General features: G+C 63.1%; 14 protein-coding genes. 4 read left to right on the plus strand and 10 right to left on the minus strand.

Translation table 11 applies throughout. The features are described from left to right. Nucleotide 1: 1 nt before the first annotated feature. Both FFT87_RS04650 and FFT87_RS04655 read right to left on the minus strand, forming a co-directional pair. The gene (locus tag FFT87_RS04650; RefSeq protein WP_219950186.1) at nucleotides 2-2950 is read right to left on the minus strand and encodes a DUF3427 domain-containing protein; all 2949 of its coding nucleotides are present in this window, start codon (nucleotides 2948-2950) and stop codon (nucleotides 2-4) included. Further along, nucleotides 2950-3348: a (deoxy)nucleoside triphosphate pyrophosphohydrolase gene (locus FFT87_RS04655; RefSeq protein WP_219950187.1), complete on the minus strand. Its 399-nt coding sequence runs from the start codon at nucleotides 3346-3348 to the stop codon at nucleotides 2950-2952. The genes FFT87_RS04650 and FFT87_RS04655 overlap by 1 nt, the downstream gene beginning before the upstream one ends. A 214-nt stretch (nucleotides 3349-3562) precedes the next feature. Between FFT87_RS04655 and FFT87_RS04660 the strand changes: the two genes are divergently transcribed. Next, on the plus strand, nucleotides 3563-4204 hold the full coding sequence (locus FFT87_RS04660; protein WP_219950188.1) for a hypothetical protein: 642 nt from the start codon (nucleotides 3563-3565) through the stop codon (nucleotides 4202-4204). Nucleotides 4205-4327: 123 nt separating this feature from the next. Here the strand turns inward: FFT87_RS04660 and FFT87_RS04665 are convergent, their stop codons facing one another. From FFT87_RS04665 to FFT87_RS04680, 4 genes are all read right to left on the minus strand, one after another. Then, entirely contained in the window at nucleotides 4328-5179 is an 852-nt protein-coding gene (locus tag FFT87_RS04665) for a DNA-formamidopyrimidine glycosylase family protein (RefSeq protein WP_219950189.1), read from the minus strand. After that, nucleotides 5172-9986 (minus strand): ATP-dependent helicase, encoded by a 4815-nt coding sequence (locus FFT87_RS04670; RefSeq protein WP_219950190.1) that lies wholly within the window; start codon nucleotides 9984-9986, stop codon nucleotides 5172-5174. The genes FFT87_RS04665 and FFT87_RS04670 overlap by 8 nt, the downstream gene beginning before the upstream one ends. A gap of 119 nt (nucleotides 9987-10105) precedes the next feature. Further along, entirely contained in the window at nucleotides 10106-10729 is a 624-nt protein-coding gene (locus tag FFT87_RS04675) for an alpha/beta hydrolase (protein ID WP_219950191.1), read from the minus strand. 89 nt (nucleotides 10730-10818) lie between these two features. Then, nucleotides 10819-11766, minus strand: a complete 948-nt coding sequence (locus FFT87_RS04680; RefSeq protein WP_219950192.1) for a hypothetical protein — start codon at nucleotides 11764-11766, stop codon at nucleotides 10819-10821. Nucleotides 11767-11869: 103 nt separating this feature from the next. On the opposite strand from FFT87_RS04680, the gene FFT87_RS04685 reads away from it, so the two are divergent. Next, nucleotides 11870-12409 carry an NUDIX hydrolase family protein gene (locus tag FFT87_RS04685; RefSeq protein WP_219950193.1) on the plus strand — a complete coding sequence of 180 codons (540 nt, stop codon included), beginning with the start codon at nucleotides 11870-11872 and terminating at the stop codon, nucleotides 12407-12409. 706 nt (nucleotides 12410-13115) lie between these two features. Here FFT87_RS04685 and FFT87_RS04690 read toward each other — a convergent pair. The 4 genes from FFT87_RS04690 to FFT87_RS04705 form a co-directional block, all read right to left on the minus strand. Beyond that, the gene (locus FFT87_RS04690; RefSeq protein ID WP_219950194.1) at nucleotides 13116-14783 is read right to left on the minus strand and encodes a DEAD/DEAH box helicase; all 1668 of its coding nucleotides are present in this window, start codon (nucleotides 14781-14783) and stop codon (nucleotides 13116-13118) included. Nucleotides 14784-15080: 297 nt separating this feature from the next. Next, on the minus strand, nucleotides 15081-15713 hold the full coding sequence (locus FFT87_RS04695; RefSeq protein ID WP_219950195.1) for a DUF1684 domain-containing protein: 633 nt from the start codon (nucleotides 15711-15713) through the stop codon (nucleotides 15081-15083). A gap of 133 nt (nucleotides 15714-15846) precedes the next feature. Next, nucleotides 15847-16899: a DNA topoisomerase IB gene (locus FFT87_RS04700; RefSeq protein ID WP_219950196.1), complete on the minus strand. Its 1053-nt coding sequence runs from the start codon at nucleotides 16897-16899 to the stop codon at nucleotides 15847-15849. Nucleotides 16900-16963: 64 nt separating this feature from the next. Further along, a complete protein-coding gene (locus tag FFT87_RS04705) occupies nucleotides 16964-17464 on the minus strand; it encodes a hypothetical protein (RefSeq protein WP_219950197.1) in 501 nt (166 codons plus the stop codon). Between the two features lie 110 nt (nucleotides 17465-17574). On the opposite strand from FFT87_RS04705, the gene FFT87_RS14530 reads away from it, so the two are divergent. Together FFT87_RS14530 and FFT87_RS14535 are read left to right on the plus strand one after the other, a co-directional pair. After that, nucleotides 17575-18462, plus strand: a complete 888-nt coding sequence (locus tag FFT87_RS14530; RefSeq protein WP_255560057.1) for an NAD(P)-dependent alcohol dehydrogenase — start codon at nucleotides 17575-17577, stop codon at nucleotides 18460-18462. Next, nucleotides 18459-18740: a zinc-binding dehydrogenase gene (locus tag FFT87_RS14535; RefSeq protein WP_255560058.1), complete on the plus strand. Its 282-nt coding sequence runs from the start codon at nucleotides 18459-18461 to the stop codon at nucleotides 18738-18740. Before FFT87_RS14530 ends, FFT87_RS14535 begins: the two co-directional genes overlap by 4 nt. Nucleotides 18741-18752 lie beyond the last annotated feature (12 nt).

An 18752-nucleotide genomic window follows, 5' to 3' on the forward strand; every position in this document is an offset into this window, starting at 1 on the left:
GCTAGTGTGGCAGGGGGTGCTGACTTTTCGGTGTTGCGAACATTTGTGACGTGTGGAAGTAGTCGAACATAGCCGGATTGAGGGGATCGTCGAAGCGGAGGTTCATATGAACTACCGGCAATTCAGCGCCTTCGTCGTCCGTCATCGACGTCTGAAACGCGCCGCTCGATTGAGCGTGACCGAGGTAATAAAATCGTTCTTTCTCAGCATCGTCCATCTGCATGAAGACATGGAGGGCAGCGTCGTTGCTTAATATCGGCGTCAGCTCTTTGCTATCAAGTTTTCGTTTGCTTTTAGTCGACCAAATCATGTTCTGGCTATCGATGAGAGCATCCGCGTATGCCGTGCTCGCTGAGATGTCCTTCGACTTATGAAGGGTTACAAAGATCGGGCAAGTCATGGTTTGAAGATCGACTTTGTACCCGTTGATCACTCCAGAGCGGTTCTTTTCCCAATTCAGTAGACGACAAACGTCCTTCCTGGAGTATTGGAGGCCCGGTGTGAACGGCTGGTCGGACGCGAATCGGCTTTTTATACGAGCGAGACCGGTCCTCACAAGGTCGTCTACGGCTGAGCGGAATGGCTCAGAGGACAGGTACTCCTCTGAGTATGCCGATGTTAGCTTCACGAAGTCGCCGTCATCAGTCCCCGGGCCTTGGGTTGCAAACTTGTCGGCCTCGGAGGAGGTGTTGAACGCGAGAGTGAGACTCCGGATGGCGCTCTCAACGATCTCGTCTGATGACGGTAGGCCCACTAGCTCAAATATTGAAGCGATATCTTGCCGGCTAAGCGCGCTGCCGGCAAGAAGGCGTTCCAGGAGTAGCAATTCGTGTGGCCGTTTTGCGTTGAAAAGCTCCCTAGAGATAACCGTCAACATCAGCGAGGCTGCCGTAGATACGTCGAGTTCGCGGATCTTCAATTTCGAGAGTAACTCCGGGTAGTTCCGGAAGTTGTGGTTGGTCGCTAGCACTAATGGATCAACCGACTCAAATTTCAGGAAATCGAAAAGTAGCGGAACGTGGCCGACGCGGTTCCTCACAGCTTCGATCGCGCTCTTGAGGTTCTGCAAGCTGTCTAACTTGACTCTCGCTAAAGAATCAAGAACCCGCTTCTGCGATATCCGGTCGAAGCGCACACTAGACAGCCCCGCGAGTACTCCCGCCTCTTCAGCAGCGATGAGGTTCTTTCGAATTGACTCCTTGTTGAGCGAGTCGTCACCAAATAGTGCGATCGGGATGAGGAAGTTATTTTTATAGTTCCCGATGAAGTCGATGACGACGAGGTAATCCTTGCCCTCAACCTTCCGTAGTCCCCGGCCTAGTTGTTGGACGAACACGATGCTCGACTGGGTGTGCCGGAGCATGATGATCTGGTTGACCGAGGGGATATCGACGCCTTCGTTGAAGATGTCCACGGTGAGCACATAGTCGAGCTCTCCCGCTTCAAGGCGTTCGACGACCGCCTCGCGCTCCTGAATGGAGTCCTCGCCGGTCAACGCGACCGTGCGCAACGTACTCCGGCGTAGCGTCCGGGTGTTCAGCTCAGCGGAGAGAGCGTGCGCTTCCTCTTTCCTGCTGCAGAAGATGAGACCCCGGGGTTTCCTACCCGCTTGGCCATAGGTCTCGATCGACTTCAGAATGTGGTCTATGCGCTCGGCCGTGACGAGTCGTGAAAGCGGAGTCGCTTCATCCGTCGAAAAACCGTCTTCGAAGGTGAGGTCGGCAACGCCGTAGTAATGGAATGGCGCCAGCATGTCTAGTTCGAGCGCTGAGTTGAGTCGGATCTCGTAAGGCACGTTGTAGTCGAACAGCTCAAAGATGTTCTCACCGTCGGGGCGTTCAGGGGTGGCCGTCATCCCGAGCATGAACTTGGGAGTGAAATGGTCGAAGACCTTTGTAAAGCTGTTCGCTCCAGCTCGATGAACCTCGTCGATCAAGATGTAATCGAAAGTCGCAGGGTCCAAACTGTCGAGCACGCCTTGCTGCGAGAGCGTTTGCACAGTAGCGAACACGTAACGCTTGTGGGGCTCACGCTTGGTGCCAGTGATCTTTCCAAAGTCTTCTCTGGGTGCACCCAATACCTTCTGAAACTCGACTATCGCCCTGTCAAGAATCTGTTCACGATGAGCAACGAACAGCAGTCGTCTCGGGTTGACCTCCCGCACGTCTAAAGCAGAAAGGATCGTCTTTCCTGTGCCGGTCGCGGAGATGATGAGGGCTCGGTCCTTGTGCGCGGCGCGAACTGTCGCGATGGCTTTGAGCGCATCGACCTGCATATTGTTCGGCGTGATCGAGCCGACGGAGGCTGGTGCCGTTTCTGCAGCAGCCGTTCGCCGCACGCTTCGGGGTCTGTCGGCTGGAGGCCGATAATTAGCTGCGTAGTCATCAATCCATGCCTGAGTGAGCGGCTCGGAGTTGAAAAACTCGTCGTCAAGAAGGTTACTGAACTGCTCAGCGAGATCACTGTCGCGCGTGGCGGAGACGCGAAGGTTCCATTCGTGGTTCTTCGCTAAAGCGGTTTCGGTGAGATTCGAACTACCCAGGATTGCTGTCACACCGTTGGGTTGTTGGAAGACGTAGCCCTTGGGGTGGAATGCACTCTCGTTGTGGATTCGAACATCGATCCCGAGCTCGCGGAGATTGAGCAGCTCCGAGAAGGCACGCGGGGAGTTGAACCCTAGATAGTCGGAGGTGATGATTCGACCGACACCTTCGAAGTCGATCAACTCCTGCTTGAGCAGTGCGATGGCTCGTGGCGAGACGAAGGCAACCGAGAAAGTGAACGAAGTCGCTCGCTGCAGCTCACTGCGCAGCGCACGCAACATCGAGTCTGTCTCGGTGTTGAGGACCAAATGCGGGTGCAGCCTTCGAGGGGCCGCGACTGTTTTATCGACGTAGCCGAAACTGACGTCTTGGCCGAACGGCTTGAGGTCGTGAAGGTCCAGTGACATTAGGCGCTCGCCGCCGTCTCAATCAGTTCGACGGCAGGGATGTCGGCGGGAGCCCATTCGAGGTCGCTCAGCGCGGCAGGCGCGAGCCAGCGCACCTCCGCATGCTCGGTCAGCGCTGGCGTGCCGGACAGCAGCGCGCAGTAGAACGTGGTCAGCACGACGATCCCGAAGTCGTACTCGTGAGTCGTGGTGGTGATCAGCTCGCCCACGGCCACCTCGCACTCAAGCTCTTCGGTGATCTCGCGTGCGAGCGCATCGCGGGGAGTCTCGCCGGCTTCGATCTTGCCGCCGGGGAACTCCCACATCCCAGGCAATGCCCCATGGGGTCCGCGCTGGGCGCAGAGAATGAGGCCGTCGCGAACGATGACGGCACCGACGACGTTGATCTGTTTCTTCACTGATGATCTCTCTCGCGGATGTCCGCAGGGCACCCGGTTGGCTTCCGCAGCAGGATCAACCTGCTCGCTTCAGCCTATTGGCGAGCCCCAACTCGGCGACATCCGACACCGTTTAGCGCTTATATCGAAGACCCAAAAATTTCAGGCGTTAGGCAAGCGGAGGTCAATCGAAATAACTCGAACGTCGTTTGAGAACCTCGGTATTCTTCTTCCAATGAAGAAAAATCAGAAAAAGCGGCGCTACAGCGGCATTGTCATTGCTATAGGAGTCTCATCGGTTATGGGTCCTGCCTCTTACTTGTTACTGTCCCTGGCTGGCAATCAAGGAGCCGGCGCCATTGTCTTATGGATCACTGCGCTTCCCTCGATTATCTTTGTCTCGGTGTCACTCGTAGTGCTTGGAGCTGCTGCGCCGTATCGGCCGCTTGTTAGCCGCGAATCGCTGCTCTGGTCCTGGCTGCACTTTCTGGGGCGAGGGTCTGCCGGAGTGCTCTTGCTCGTGTCAGGCTCTCTAATTGGAGCGCTTCTAGGCATACTCGCTGCTGACCCTGGAGGTGACTTTTCAGGACTAATTTTCTTTGGCGCTGCTGTGGTTTACGTGTGGCTCACGATGATTGCGATCATGTGGACTATCCGGGCCTCAGTCGATGTCAAGCGCCTAGGAGCTCAACGTGAGCGACTGATCGAGGAATGGTTAGTCGAACAGAAGACACGGAAGCCGAAGCCAAAGGCGGCGCTTTTTGCGTCGGGATCCGAGCTCGCGTCTGTTGTGATAGTCGGACTCGTAATGGTATTTCTTCTCACCACAGCCCTCTTCGGCATAGCGACGTTGAGCGGTTTCTGGTCGTCCTCTTAGCGGTGGAAAATTGAGCAGCTCGCGCTGTCCAGCCAGATCAAGAACGATTTCACAACGCGATTCTTTGGGAATGTTGAAACCCGCAAGGCCGATCCATTCATCGCTGGCAGCAGCACCCAAGCCCTACTTCTGGCAGCTCGGACACCACCACATGTAGCGGGTGTCGGTGGGGCCGGTGCCGAGCTGGTCGGACTCGATGCGGGTGCCGCACCGCAGGCACGCTTCCCCGCGCCGCCCGTGCACCCAGTAGCGGGGTTTGCCGCGCGGCAGGCCCGTGAGATTGCGGATGGGGCGGTCCTTGTTCACCATGATCGCCTTGAACGCGAGCGCAACGAGGCGCTTCGGGTCGGCGATCTCGCCGATGGGGGTGTGCGGGCGAACACCGCGCAGAAAGCTCAACTCGTTCGCGAAAACGTTGCCGAGACCGGCGAGGTTCCGCTGATCGAGTAGCGCGAGCGCAACCGGGCGCGCTGGGTCCGACAGCAGGTTCGCTAACGCGAGTTCGGCATCCCAATCGGGCCCGAGAAGGTCAGGGCCCAGGTGTCCCACAATGCTCTCTTCGGATGCCGTGGGCACCACCTCAAGCAGCCCCAGTTCGAAACCTACCGCGGTCTTCGTTGCCGTACTAAGCACTCCGCGAGCCAGGTAGGACGGCTTGCGCCACCGCTCGCCGGCGCTGTAAATCTGCCAGACGCCCTCCATCTTGAGGTGGCTGTGGATCGTGAGGCCCGAACCGGGGTCGCTCGCGTTCGCGGGTGCGGGTGTGTCAGCGGCGTCGGCTGTGGTGCCGTCGGTGCCCTCGGCAACGCGAATCAGCAGGTGCTTGCCGCGCGGCACCGCGCTCGTGACGGTGTGGCCGCTGAGGTCGAGCGTCGCAAAGGCGGGCACCCGAAAATCGGTGCGGGTGAGAATCTGGCCGTCGAGCGCTGCCCGCAGTTTCGCTGCCGCCTTATAGACGGAATCACCCTCAGGCACGCAGCCTCAACCCCTGCGGTGTCGCGACAAACCCAGCCTCCACGAGGGCTTTGCCCACCGGGGTGCCGACGGCGAAATCACCGTTGACCTTCTCGATGCGCAGCTTCGGCAGCGTTCCGCGCAGGGCGCTCGTCAGCGAGCGGGTCGCGGCATCCACGACGGCGGGTTCCAGATCGAACGCCAGCAACGACTTGCCGCCGCGCTCCAGATAGAGCGCAAGATGCCCATCGACCATCACGACGATCGCACCCGCCTTGCGGCCGGGGCGATGCTTCTTGGGGGAGTCAGCAACGGACTTTGCGGATGCCGATCCCGATGCGGATGTGGCCGCCCACGGTTCCGAGCCGTCGTCGCCAGCCGGCCCAGCGCCAGAACCGGGCGCACCCGCAGCGCCAGCAGCAGAGGCGTCGCCGCCGTCAGCCTCAGCATCAGCCCCACCAAGCCCCGGCCACCCCAGAGCAGCCCCGTAGGGGTTGGCCGGGTCAGTCGCGGCGAGAGTAATCGCCAAAAGTTGGGGCGCAGCATCCGGATCCCGAGTGAAACCACGCAGGCGGTCGACGGTGGCGCCGGTCGCGAACTGGGCGGCGCCGAGCCCCTCGATGAAGTAACCGCGGCGGGCGCGACCGGTCTCTTCGAAGCCGCTCAGCACGCGGTACGTCAGGGCGAAACCGCCACGGATGCCTTCGCTCACGACCGCGCCGCGCGTGACGACAGCGTGCCGTTCGAGCATCAACTCGGCGGTCGACTTGGCTCGCACCGTCGTCTCACCCTCGGCAGTTTCCAGCAGCGCCCACCGGCCGGACGCACTCGGCGGCCCCGCTTGCGCGACCGTCGAAACGCGTCCGCGATAGGCGCGAGCTCGTGCCGGACGCGGTGCCCGAGTGGCCCGCACGGTTCCTCCGAGATGCGCGCGCAGGGGCGCAAAACTGTCGTTCGTGATGAGCGACCGCCACACCAGATCCCACAGTTCCTTCAGCAGCACCTTGTCATCCGTGCTGCTCACCTGATTCGACAGCTGCCTAAAGAAGAACGCACCGCCACCGGCCAGCGCCTCGAGAATGCTCTGCTGCAACTCGCTCAGCCCATCGCGATCCGGCTCGGGCAACGTCAGCGCTGCGGTCGCCGCGGGGTGCAAACTAATCCAGCCATCGCTGCCCGCCAGCGCACCTTGCCCGGCCCACACCACTTCGCCCGACGTCGTCAGCTCATCGAGCCACGCCGGCGAATAGTCGCGAATACGGGCACTCAGAATGAAGTTCTCCCACGCGGATGCCGGGGCTGAGTACCCAGCCAGTTGGTCGATCACTTGTGCCAGGCCATCAATTCCGCGCAGTGAGTCACCGGCAGCGGAAACGTGTTGCCAGGCGGGCAGGAACCGACCCAGCGTCGCGTGCGATACCGGCTCGACCTCTTGGCGCAGCGCCGCGAGCGAGCGACTGCGCAGGCGACGCAGCACATCCACTGAGCACCATTCGGTGCCGCTCGCGCCGGGGCGGAACTCGCCATCGACCACGCGGCGGTCGGCCGCGAGGCGGCGCAGGGTGTCCTGCACGACGGCGGTTCCGAGACCGAAGCGGGCTGAGGTATCCGCGAGTGTGAAGGGTCCGTGGGTGCGGGCGTAGCGACTCACGAGATCGCCGACGGGATCGTCCACGGGTTCGATGAACGCGGCGGGCACCCCAATGGGCAGCGGAACCCCGAGGGCATCCCGCAGTCGCGCGGAGTCTTCGATACCGGCCCAGCGGCGTTCGCCCGCGATGGTCACTTCGAGCACGCGGTTCGCTTTCGCGAGCCCGGCCAAGTCGGTGGCGAGGGCGGTGCCGGTCACGAGCGAGCGCGCCTCGATCTCGGCAACGGTCTGCGGGCCAAGCACGCGCAGCAGATCGACGAGCCCCTCGGCATCCCGAGCATGACGCTCTGGCACCAGTCGCTGCAGTTCGTTCTCGGTCTGGGCAATCACGTCGGGGTCAAGCAGTTCGCGAAGCTCGGCACGACCGAGAAGCTCGGCGAGCAGCGCCGGGTCGAGTGAGAGCGCGGCGGCGCGACGCTCGGCCAGCGGCGAATCGCCCTCGTATACGAAAGCGGCCATATAGCCGAACAGCAGGCTGCGCGCGAACGGCGACGGCACCTCCGTCTCGGTCTCCATGACGCGGATGCCGCGGCTGGCGATGCGCTTCGTCAGCGCCGTGAGCGCCGGCAGGTCGTACACGTCTTGCAGCACTTCGCGCACGGTCTCGAGAACGATGGGGAAGCTCGGGTACTTGCGTGCCACATCCAGCAGTTGCGAGGCCCGCTGCCGCTGCTGCCACAAGGGTGAACGCTTGCCCGGGTCGCGGCGCGGGAGCAAGAGCGCGCGGGCGGCGCACTCCCTGAAGCGCGCGGCAAAGAGTGCAGAACCGCCCACTTCCTCAGTGACGATCTGCTCGAGCTCGTCAGCGTCGAACACAAAGAGGTCGGCACCGGGCGGCGCGGCATCGGTGTCGGGGATGCGCACGACGATGCCATCGTCTCCGGCCATGGCTGCGCCATCCACCCCCAGCTGTTCGCGGATGCGCGCCGTAATCGCCAAGGCCCAGGGAGCGTGCACGGGCATGCCGTACGGGGAATGCAAGATCACGCGCCAGTCGCCCAGCTCATCGCGGAAGCGTTCAACGACAAGTGTGGTGTCGCTCGGCACGTGACCGGTGGATGCCTTCTGCTCGGTCACGAGGGCGATCAGGTTGGTGACGGCGTGCTCATCGAGCCCGATCGACTGCGCCCGAGCGCGCGCATCGTCAGCGGATGCCGTAGCAATTTCTTTAGTGAACGCCCCGATGGCCTCGCCCAATTCAGCCGGGCGGCCGAGGCCGTCGCCCTTCCAGAACGGAACGCGGCCGGGCTGGCCGAAGGCGGGGGAGACAAGCACTTGATCGTGGGTGATGTCTTCGATGCGCCAGCTGGTGGTGCCGAGGGCGAAGATGTCGCCGACGCGGGATTCGTAGACCATCTCTTCGTCGAGTTCACCGACGCGACGGCCGGGGGCTCCCGCTTCGCCGCCGATCATGAACACGCCGAAGAGGCCGCGGTCGGGGATGGTGCCGCCGGAGGTGACGGCGAGGCGTTGGGAGCCGGGCCGACCGCTGAGCGTGCCGGCGATGCGATCCCACACCACACGCGGTCGCAGTTCGGAGAACTCGTCGCTCGGGTAGAGGCCGCTCAGCAGGTCGAGGGTCGCGTCGAAAGCGCTGCGCGGCAGGGTCGAGAACGGGGCGCTGCGGCGCACGGTGTCGAACCACTCTTCAATGTCGATCTCGTCGAGAGCCACGGCGGCGACGGTCTGCTGCGCGAGTACGTCAAGCGGGTTTGTCGGAACCGAGAGGGCTTCGATCTGTCCGCTGCGCATCCGCTCAACGGCGACGGACGTGTGGATGAGGTCGGTGCGGTGTTTCGGAAACAGCAGCCCTTTGGAAATCTCGCCGACCTGATGCCCGGCTCGCCCGATGCGCTGAAGCCCGCTCGCGACCGAGGGCGGCGACTCGACCTGAATCACAAGATCGACGGCACCCATGTCGATGCCGAGTTCGAGCGAACTCGTGGCAACAACGCAGCGCAGCACACCTGTCTTGAGGTCGTCTTCGATGATCGCGCGCTGGTCCTTGCTCACCGAGCCGTGGTGAGCGCGGGCGAGCAGCGGGGCAGCGCCCATCGTGGATCCCCCCTGCGCCATCATCTGAGCGGGCGGCTTCCACGGTTGCTGCGGAGCGGCGTAGGCGGCGGCATCCGCACTGGCTTGGGATTGCTCGAGAACGGCGGCGGCGGCACCGGCATGACCGGCAGCACCGGCGGCGCCAGCACCGGCGGCGCTGCCGTCGCTCATCCGCTCGTCATAAATCTCATTAAGGCGAGCGGTCAGCCGTTCGGCAAGGCGCCGAGAATTCGCAAACACAATCGTCGAACGGTGCTCGAGAATCGCATCGACAATGCGCTCTTCGACGTGCGGCCACAGGGAGCCATTCGATTCGGGAGTCGCCTCGTCATCGCGGCCAGAACCTCCCGCAGCTTTATCGCGAGCCGAAGCAACAGTGCCCGGAATAGTCATATCCGGCACGGGCACAATCACGCTCAACTCGAACGTCTTCGCCGATGGCGGGTGCACGATTGTGACGGGCGCCCGGCCACCCAAGAACCGAGCAACTTCCTCAATCGGGCGCACGGTCGCCGAGAGTCCGATGCGCTGCACGGGTTTCGCGAGCAGAGCATCCAACCGCTCCAACGACAGCGCAAGGTGGGCACCACGCTTGGTCGCGGCAACCGCGTGCACTTCATCGATGATCACGGTGTCGATGCCCTTGAGGGTCTCGCGCGCGGCCGACGTGAGCATCAAATACAGCGACTCGGGAGTCGTGATCAGGATGTCGGGAGGCAGCCGCGCGAGCAGCCGCCGGTCTTGCGGGGTGGTGTCTCCCGAGCGCACGCCAACGGTGATGTTGGGCTCGCCGAGCCCCAGCCGCCGAGCGGTCTGAGTGACGCCGACGAGGGGTGCGCGAAGGTTGCGCTCCACGTCAACGCCGAGAGCCTTGAGCGGCGAAATGTAGAGCACGCGAGTGCGCTGCTTCGGATTCTCCGGCACCGGGCGCGACGCCAACTGGTCGATCGCCCACAAGAAGGCGGCCAGCGTCTTACCCGAACCCGTGGGGGCAACAACGAGAGCGTGCGCCCCGGTCGAGACGGCATCCCACGCGCCGAGTTGTGCCGGGGTGGCAGCATCGAACGCGCCCTCAAACCACTCTCGGGTGGCGGGCGAAAACTTGCCGAGCACATCGCTCATTGTTCTATCTTCGTCGCAACCGCTGACAGTGCACTACGGATTTCGCCGAAGGCGTGCGGAGAGCGTGCCGAAGGCATGCAGCACGGGTGCTGATCGACCCCGCGCTCGTGTCCGCCGCGCTACGCGTGAGTATGCAGAAAGCTCACCAAGTCATTCAACTCATCAGTCGAGATCGAATGCGCGAGCCCCTCATAGATGTGCGATTCGGCGCGGGCGTGGTCAACGAGCCACTCCTCGGTGCGCTCAATGTTCACCGCGGGAATAACCGCATCATCGGTGCCGCGACCCCAAAACACGGGCGGGCGGATGCTCGTGAGCGCCGCATCTCCGGAGTGCTCGGCACTCACCACAAAACCGGAGAGCGCCACGGCGCAGGTGAAACGCTCCGGGGCGAGCCGCAAAAGTTGAAGCGCCATGGCGGCACCCTGCGAGAAACCGAGGAGGCTGACGCTCGTGAATTGCTGGTCATCAAGCCAGGCAAGCACGGCTCGGGCGGCGTCATCCACGAGTTCAACATTGTGGCGACCGTCACCGCTGAGGTTGATCGGGAACCACGAAAAGCCGCCGTTTTCCGGGATCGGCGCCCGCAGCGAAGCAATCACCGGATCAAGGGGAAGACCGGGTGCCATCGCAAACAGGTCGCCCTCGTGAGACCCATACCCATGCAACAGCACGAGCAGCGGTCGCCCGGCCCGTTCACGTTCGGGAGCCGACCAGAGCACTGCGGAGGAATCAATCTGCATAGGGCAAAGCCTAAGGGGCACGACTGCGAACAGTCGCGTCGATGAACTCCAACGGCCCTAACCCGCAACCGCGCTAGCCGCGCCCCGCGTTAGAAACCAGCATTCACCGTGAGCTGGCTAGCGATGTCACTGAACGGTGATTCGCCCGTCTCATAAGTGTTCGCGGAGCACAGAACGAGTGTTGACATGATGCTGCCAGACGACGGCATGCCGCGCACGAGAATCTCCGACACCCGCATGTCTCCGGCGGAGACCGTCTGCAGTTGGGCTGACGTCAAAAACTCGATACTGATTCCGCTGGACTGGGTCGCCACAGCGATGTCGAGAGTGCCAGAGTCCAGCTCTTCGATGGTTGAGGTGATCGACATAAGCGCGGCAATTTCTTCTTGCATCGCGGCTTCCGACGCTGCGATATCACCGTCGGCGGGGTTGCTTACTGCTGTCTGGCGTTGCGAGGTGACGATGTAGCAGCCGCTCTCAGGGTCCCGAAAACTGTTGATGCCGTCTTGATCAAAGACCAAAACTTCCCAGGCCGGATCTACCGGAACGCCCCAGACGGGCGCTCCACCGAAATCGGCGTTGCCGTCGAGAGTAATGCGCTCGGCGCTGCCGTCAGCGGGCTCATCGGCTGGCTCTTCGCTAGTGACGGGCGGTAGACCCTGTCCGCAACTCCCCGGAAGGCTGCAATCTCCTCTGTTCAACGCGCCGCTGATGATGACGACGATGATGACAACCGCGATAACCATGCCAATGAGCACCACCCCGCCACCGATGATGAGAGCCCAAGCCCAGCCCGGCATTCCTGACTTAGCGGCGGCGACAGCGGGAGGCTGTACGGGCGGCATGGGCTGACCGGTCGAAGCCGGTGGCACCGTTTCCGCGGGCCGTCCGGCTGGAGCTGGTGGCACCGTTTCCGCGGGCGGCTCCGTCGGTTCCGGGGACACTTGCCCGTTCGAGTTCGCAGGAACGCCCGGAGCCTCTTCACGACTGCCCGAAACCTCCTCGGGCACCGAGTCATTTGGCGTGTGGTCGGTCATGGTGCCCCTCTAAATCAACGGGCAAATGCCCATATGAGGAATACTAGCGAAATGCGGCGCCGTTCGGGATCACCAAACGCGCCACCATGGGTGAGAATGGAGCATGAGCTCCGTCGGCACACCAGACCCCAACTCCTCGTGGCTATCAGAGGAAGAGCTCGCTGAGACCCGCCGGCGTCTGCCGCTTCTCTACGTTGAAGCTATTCCCGTGCGCGTGGATGGGCTGGGTCGAGTCACTGAGGTTGGCACCTTGGTGCGCGGCAACGACGGCGAGATCACCCGCACCCTCGTTTCTGGTCGGGTCATGTTTGGCGAAACGTTGCGTGATGCGCTGTTCCGTCACCTCGAGAAAGACCTCGGCCCGATGGCCTTCCCGCTGCTTCCGGCTAACCCGACACCCTTCACTGTTGCCGAGTATTTCCCGTGGCCAAGCGACAGTCAGTACACGGATGTTCGCCAGCACGCCGTCTCAATGGCCTACGTCGTCCCGGTCACGGGTACGTGCGAACCTCGGCAAGATGCTCTCGAGCTGACCTGGCTCAGCCCGGCTGAGGCAGCATCCGAAGCAGTCACCGCCGACATGGAGGGCGGTCGCGGCTCACTGCTGCGTGCAGCTCTCGCCTCCGTCGGCGTTCTCCCGTAACTCTCGCTAGCTTCCCCGCCCCCAGCGTTCGCCGAATGCGTTCACCGGGTGCGCGCCGCGACGTCTTACTGACGCGTATTCCTGATGGGCATTTCCAACGTGCCTTCTCGTGTGCCGATTACGGAAATTCAGGAAAAACCGATCGCACGAAGGTGTCCCGTATTAGGAACCCGCGGAAATCCGGGGCCCAGCGCTAGTTACCCGGTTTGCGAAACCGAATCTCCTGAATTTCCGTGATGGAGCAAGACCGCGTTAGGGACCGGAGTGCCGCACCGGGCTGGGGACCGGAGTGCCGCACCGGGCTGGGGACCGGAGTGCCCTTGGGCATTGCCTCGGCGCGACTACGGAAACTCAGGAGATTCTGTTTGCCCGCTCACGCTCCCTAGCGCGGATGCTTGGAAAACCGGGGGCATAGCGGCGGCCATGGAACGGAGCAAAGGCGATCTCCTGAATTTCCGTGATGTCACGTGTGCGCGGGCTGCTGGTTACGGGCTACTGGCGCGGGCGCAGGCGCGGGCGCAGGCGCGGGCGCTGGCGCAGGCGCAGGCACCAGCAGGCAGCACCGGCGTGGAAACTGCGCGGGCGCGGGCGCAACCGCGCCACCGCGCAACCAGCACCCGTTAAACACCTCAGGGCGACGAATCCCCGCCCAGCAGTGCCGGGTGAAACTCGCCGCCCTGAGACGGTAAAGCTGTGTTGCTAAGGCTTAGCGCCCGCCGCTGGAAGCGCGACGGTTAGGTCGAACTACCTGGCCAACGCGAACGGGTCCGCTGCCGGCCTGAGCGCGGCCATTGCCACCGCGCGGACGCGTGGGGGCATCGGACTGCTGCTGACGCGGCTGGTGAGTTGAACGCTGTTCCCCTGCACCGGCTCCGGCAACGACTGCGCCGCGACCTGAACCTTGACGATCGTTACGCTGCTGACCGCCACGGCCGCCGTTACCAGCGTTGCCGCCGCGCGACTGTCCATCACGAGCCTGGCCATCGCGACCCTGTCCGTCACGCGACTGTCCGCCACGTGCGCCACCGCGGGCACCCTCGCGAGCGCCCTCACGGCCACCATCGCGACCGCCACCGTCGCGGCCGCCGCCGTTGTCGTCACGACGAACACGCTTGCGCTGGGCGTTTGCACCCTGCGAGCGTCCGCCCTGTGACTGGCCACGAACGGGTGCTGCTGCGCGGGGAGCGGGGGTCACGTATTCTGCGACCTCTCCGACAAGCGCGGTTACGGCATCCGACTTCGCGTTGACGTGCTGCGGGGTCACCGTGATGGCGGCCTTACGCAACAGCGTTGCAGTGTCTTTGCGCTGGGTCGGAAGAACGATCGTTACGACGTCGCCCGCTTCACCGGCACGAGCGGTACGGCCACTGCGGTGCAGGTATGCCTTGTGCTCTGCTGGCGGGTCAACGTGGATGACCAGCTCAATGTTGTCTACGTGCACGCCTCGCGCTGCAACGTCGGTGGCGACAAGCACCTTGACGTCGCCGGCGGAGAATGCAGCCAGGTTACGGTCACGGGCAACCTGCGAGAGGTTTCCGTGGAGGTCAACGGCGGGGATTCCGGCATCGATGAGCTGGCGCGCAAGCTTCTTGGCGTGGTGCTTGGTGCGCATGAAGAGGATGCGGCGACCGGTGCCCGAGGCAAGCTTCTCCACGAGAACACGCTTGGATTCGACACTCTCGGTCTCGAAGACGTGGTGCGTCATGGCGGAGACGTGCGAGTTCACTTCATCAACCGAGTGAAGTACTTCGTTGTGGAGGAAGCGGCGAACCAGCTTGTCTACACCGTTGTCGAGGGTGGCGCTGAACAGCATCCGCTGTCCGTTGGTTGGAGTCTTGTCGAGGATGCGGGTGACAACCGGCAGGAAGCCAAGGTCGGCCATGTGGTCGGCCTCGTCAAGCACGGTGATCTCGATGGCGTCGAGGTTCACGAAGCCTTGCTTCATGAGGTCTTCGAGGCGACCGGGGCAGGCAACGACAATGTCGACGCCGGCCTTGAGAGCAGCAACCTGTCGGTTCTGGCTTACGCCACCGAAGATCGTGGTGGTGTTGAGGCCGTAGGCCGCAGCGAGGGGCTCGATCACAGCAGAGATCTGCGTGGCGAGCTCACGGGTTGGGGCGAGCACGAGACCCAGCGGGCGACCCGGGCGGCGCTTGCCGCCGGAGAGCGTGCCACCGAGGCGAGCAACCATGGGCAACGAGAAGGCGAGGGTCTTGCCCGAACCTGTCTTTCCGCGACCGAGTACGTCGCGGCCGTTGAGGGTGTCAGGCAGGGTGTCGAGTTGGATGGGGAACGGCGTGGTCTTGCCGTCGGCTGCAAGCGCTGCAACCAGCGGGGCGGGTACGCCGAGCGAGCTAAAAGTGTGGTCAGTCAAAGTAATGGTGCCTTTCAGGCATAAGTAACAGATGGGCGTTACACCGGAGGCACACGGGCACGGTTCTCAATGAACGTGGCTGTGCTGATCTACACCGACCCAATCAGGCGTTTCGCACGGATGCGGTACACAGGTCAGATCTCGAACTTACGTTCGGCGCGGATTACTCCAGTCCGCCGGAGAAAGTTTTCTACGAGCCGCACGTTTCTGATTGACGTGGACGAGAAGAGGGAAGCGTTCTACGACGCAGGGAAACACATTTGTTTCGCAAGTAACCCCAGCGTAGCAGCTACAGCCCTAGTAGCGCTCGCCTACCGGCACTTGCCCAGCCAGAGTGTTGCCGGCCTGCGCCAGCGGGCACGCCCACGCGGGGTCATAGGCGCACGAGGGGTTGTAGGCAAAGTTGAAGTCGAGCACGAGCGACTCGGGCGTGCTGCCCGCTCCGAGATCGGCACCCTTGACGGTGTCGATGAGGTAGCGGCCACCACCGTAGGTTCCGCCCTTTACGCGAGAGAGGGCATCCTTCACTGGGATGAAAATTCCGCCGCCATAGGAGGCAAGACGCCAGACATCGAGTGTGCCAACCTGATCGATCTCAACGGTGCCGAGCAGGTCGAACGGCACGACGCCATCCGTTCCCGTCTCGACATTCATGCGGCGCCCCGATTCTGAAAGACCCGCGCCAGAAACACCAGCATCAGGAACAATGGATGCCTCGAAACGCCAGTCGGGATCGTACGCCTCGAACGGCAGCCCCTTAAACCCGCGCAGGTCCTCAGGCAACAGCGGCGAAGCTGGATGCGTGGCAAACATCTCATCTCGCCCCGCACGCCAGTCGGCGTGGGCGCTCGCGGCATCCGGGTTCTCACGAATGGCGGCGTAGAGAGCAAAGTTGCGGCGGCGCCAGTCGGCTACCTGAAGAGCGGTCATGGTTTCAGGCTATCTCGCGCAGCCGACAGCGAGCTTGGTGCTGGTGCTGGTGCTGGTGCTGGTGCTGCGGCCGCTGGCGGGTTCGGTCGCTGCCTGGCCTCGATCTCGGCATTCTCGAACGACGGGTCACGCTCTAGGTGTTGCGGGCGAGCAGCTCCCGCACTTCGCTTTCGGCCGAGGCGAGACGCTGCGGGTTGATCGTCTCGCCAGCGGAAAACAGGTCAACAATTCGCGGATCAACGTAGCTCTTCTTGGCGATCGCTGGGGTGTTGCCGAGCACTTCGGCGGCCGCCTCCATCGCTTCTCGGATTGCGCGAGAGCGTGCCCGCTGACTCTGCGGGGCGCCACGACCAGCAGCGCCGCGGCCAGCGACGCCGACTCCTGCCGCTCCCGCTGCAGTTCCCCCTGCCGCTACCCCAGCCGCACTCACCGCCAAACTAGACGCCGCCGCAATCGTGCCGCGCAACGTGCGAAAGTCCTTGGCCGTGAAGTCGCCACCCGTGCGCTCGCGAACATAGTCATTGATGTCGGCGGCGGTCAGCGATCGGCGCTCGCGGCCCTCGCGCCACGACAGCACCGAAGCATCGGGAGCGCTACGAAGGCGCCGCCGGATGAACTCGGCGAGGTCGGCATCCACGATTTCGCTCTCCCACTGCTGTCCGCTCTTGGCGGGAAAGCAGAGTTGCACCCGGTCGCCGACGACGGTGACGTGATCGCACAGCAGGGTGGAGAGGCCGTGGCTGCCGTGGGCTTCGGCGTAGCGTTCGCTGCCGACACGCAATGACCCGGTGTCGAGCATCCGAAAGGCTGCAGCAAGGGTGCGTTCGCGGGGGTCATCGCTCGAGCGCAGCGTGCGAGTAACGACACCTCGTGCGCCAGGCAACACTGCTGCGAGCTCAAGAGCGCGATCGAACTTCACCCGGTCTTGACGCTCACGCCAGGCCGGATGATAGATGTACTGGCGCCGGCCGGCCTCATCGAACCCGGTGGCCAAGACGTGGCCGTTCTCGTAGGGGCAGATCCACACGTCGGTCCACGCCGGTGGGATACCGAGGGAGGCGAAGCGCGACTTCAGGTCGGTCGCGGCTACCGTTGCGCCATCGGGGTCGCGGTAGCCGAACCCTCGCCCTGATCGCACGCGCGAGAATCCGCGTCCCGTCGTATTACTCCGTCGCAGTCGAGGCACCGCGTAGTCCTTTCACGCCCACGATTCGGCAGTTCAGCCGACGGCTGAAGCCACAATGGTCAACCTAAAGACTGAGATTAGTTCTTCGTGTTGTGCCCCAACTCCACGTGGGGGCAAGTCGCCGAAGTGCGACACCACGCCACTGCCAGAACGCCCAATACAACGGCCACATCAGGGGAGTGAGCACTCCAGCGCTGAAGATCAGTTGGTCGCGATAGAGAGTTTTGCCGCCGGGCGCGGCGCTGATCGCCATGGAATGTTCCCACTGGGCGACGAGAGCGAGCGGGCCGCTCAGCCCGCGACCGCTGTCACGCATGATGCGAACCCCGGCTGGGGCATCCGGAAATGAGACATCGATCACTTGCTGACCGACGGGACATAACCCGAAAGCAGACATGCCCACCGGATGCTCGCCCGCCGGCCACAGCTCGGGAAACCCGCCAACCGCGAGCGAGCTGAATCGGGTAAGGGGAGCAGAAACTTCCTGGAAAACGTGGGGGCTGCGAATAGCACGCCACGCATCGTCGGGGTCGCAGTCGAGAACGAGCTTCAGCAGAACGCGCATGTACCTATCTTGCGCCTGTCTGATTCAGGAAGCCAGAGTGGACGCCGCTTGACTGTTGTGCAGATTGGCGCTGGACGTACACTGAACGCATCGATTCGGCAGGAGCCATGATGTCTATTCCTCAGCCCGCTAGCCCAGACTCGAAGGATTCTGCGAGCGCGTCGAACGACGCGTCGAACCCTGCGAACCCGACGAACAACCCGTCGAGCGCGTCGAACGCCCCGTCGAACCAGTCGAACCCGTCGAGCAGCGCGCAACCGGTGCCGCCAACGATGACTGCTGTTACCGCAAGGCGCTACGGCGACACCGACGTTCTGGCGATCGAAACGATCCCCACGCCGACGGCGACGCCAGGCAAGATTCTCGTGCGGGTGCTGGGGTCTTCCGCCAATGCGCTTGATTGGCGCATCCTGAGTGGCACGCCGCTGTTCGTGCGTCTCGTGATGGGGTTGCGCACTCCGAAACGATTGAGTCCCGGCGCGGATGTCGCGGGCATCGTTGTGGCTGTCGGTGACGGTGTCTCAGACTTTGAGCTGGGGGATGCTGTCTTCGGCGAAGCTGCGGGTGGTGCCTTTGCAGAGTACGCCGCAGTCACGCCCAAGAATTTCGTGAAGCTCCCGGCGGGGGTCGACTTCGTGGCCGCGGGAGCGACCCCGGTAGCGGGGCTCACCGCGCTGCAGGGGCTCAGATCGAAGGCGGCGCTCAAGCCGGGCGACCGGGTGCTGATCAACGGTGCGGCCGGGGGAGTCGGCACCTTCGCCGTGCAGATTGCGCGAGCCCTCGGTGCGACAGAGATCACTGCCGTCTGCAGCGGCCACAATGTTGACCAAGCTCGGGCTCTTGGCGCCAGTCGAGTTATCGGCTACGAGACAGACGACTACATCACGATCGGCGGTCAGTATGACGTCGTGCTCGACATGATGGGCAACCGAACCGCTGCCGAAATGCGCAGCATCCTCGCCCCGGTGCTCGCCTTGTTGGTGTCAGCGGCCCGATGACCAACAAGTGGGTGGGGCCCGTCCTTCACCTCATGCGAATGGGACGTGCCTTTAAGCGAGCGGATGCCACGTTCCACCAGTTCACCGCGGCCGCCACGTCAGACGACCTCGCGTTTCTTGCCGAGCTCCTCCGCTCTGGTCAAATTGTGCCCGCGATTGAGCGGGTTGTCGGCCTGGATGGGGTTGCTGCAGCCATTGACCAGATCGCTTCCAGCCATGGTTCAGGCAAGATCGCGATCGTACCCGGTGCCTCACCCGACTCGACGGGCACCCGATAACGTCACATTCGG

Origin of the sequence: Salinibacterium sp. M195, from assembly GCF_019443965.1 — a bacterium.
Classification (GTDB): domain Bacteria; phylum Actinomycetota; class Actinomycetes; order Actinomycetales; family Microbacteriaceae; genus Rhodoglobus.

Coding starts and splice junctions, on each gene's coding strand:
- FFT87_RS04650 (WP_219950186.1), bottom strand. CDS start 2,950: ATGTCACTGGACCTTCACGACCTCAAGCCGTTCGGCCAAGACGTCAGT.
- FFT87_RS04660 (WP_219950188.1), top strand. CDS start 3,563: ATGAAGAAAAATCAGAAAAAGCGGCGCTACAGCGGCATTGTCATTGCT.
- FFT87_RS04670 (WP_219950190.1), bottom strand. CDS start 9,986: ATGAGCGATGTGCTCGGCAAGTTTTCGCCCGCCACCCGAGAGTGGTTT.
- FFT87_RS04675 (WP_219950191.1), bottom strand. CDS start 10,729: ATGCAGATTGATTCCTCCGCAGTGCTCTGGTCGGCTCCCGAACGTGAA.
- FFT87_RS04680 (WP_219950192.1), bottom strand. CDS start 11,766: ATGACCGACCACACGCCAAATGACTCGGTGCCCGAGGAGGTTTCGGGC.
- FFT87_RS04685 (WP_219950193.1), top strand. CDS start 11,870: ATGAGCTCCGTCGGCACACCAGACCCCAACTCCTCGTGGCTATCAGAG.
- FFT87_RS04695 (WP_219950195.1), bottom strand. CDS start 15,713: ATGACCGCTCTTCAGGTAGCCGACTGGCGCCGCCGCAACTTTGCTCTC.
- FFT87_RS04705 (WP_219950197.1), bottom strand. CDS start 17,464: ATGCGCGTTCTGCTGAAGCTCGTTCTCGACTGCGACCCCGACGATGCG.
- FFT87_RS14530 (WP_255560057.1), top strand. CDS start 17,575: ATGTCTATTCCTCAGCCCGCTAGCCCAGACTCGAAGGATTCTGCGAGC.
- FFT87_RS14535 (WP_255560058.1), top strand. CDS start 18,459: ATGACCAACAAGTGGGTGGGGCCCGTCCTTCACCTCATGCGAATGGGA.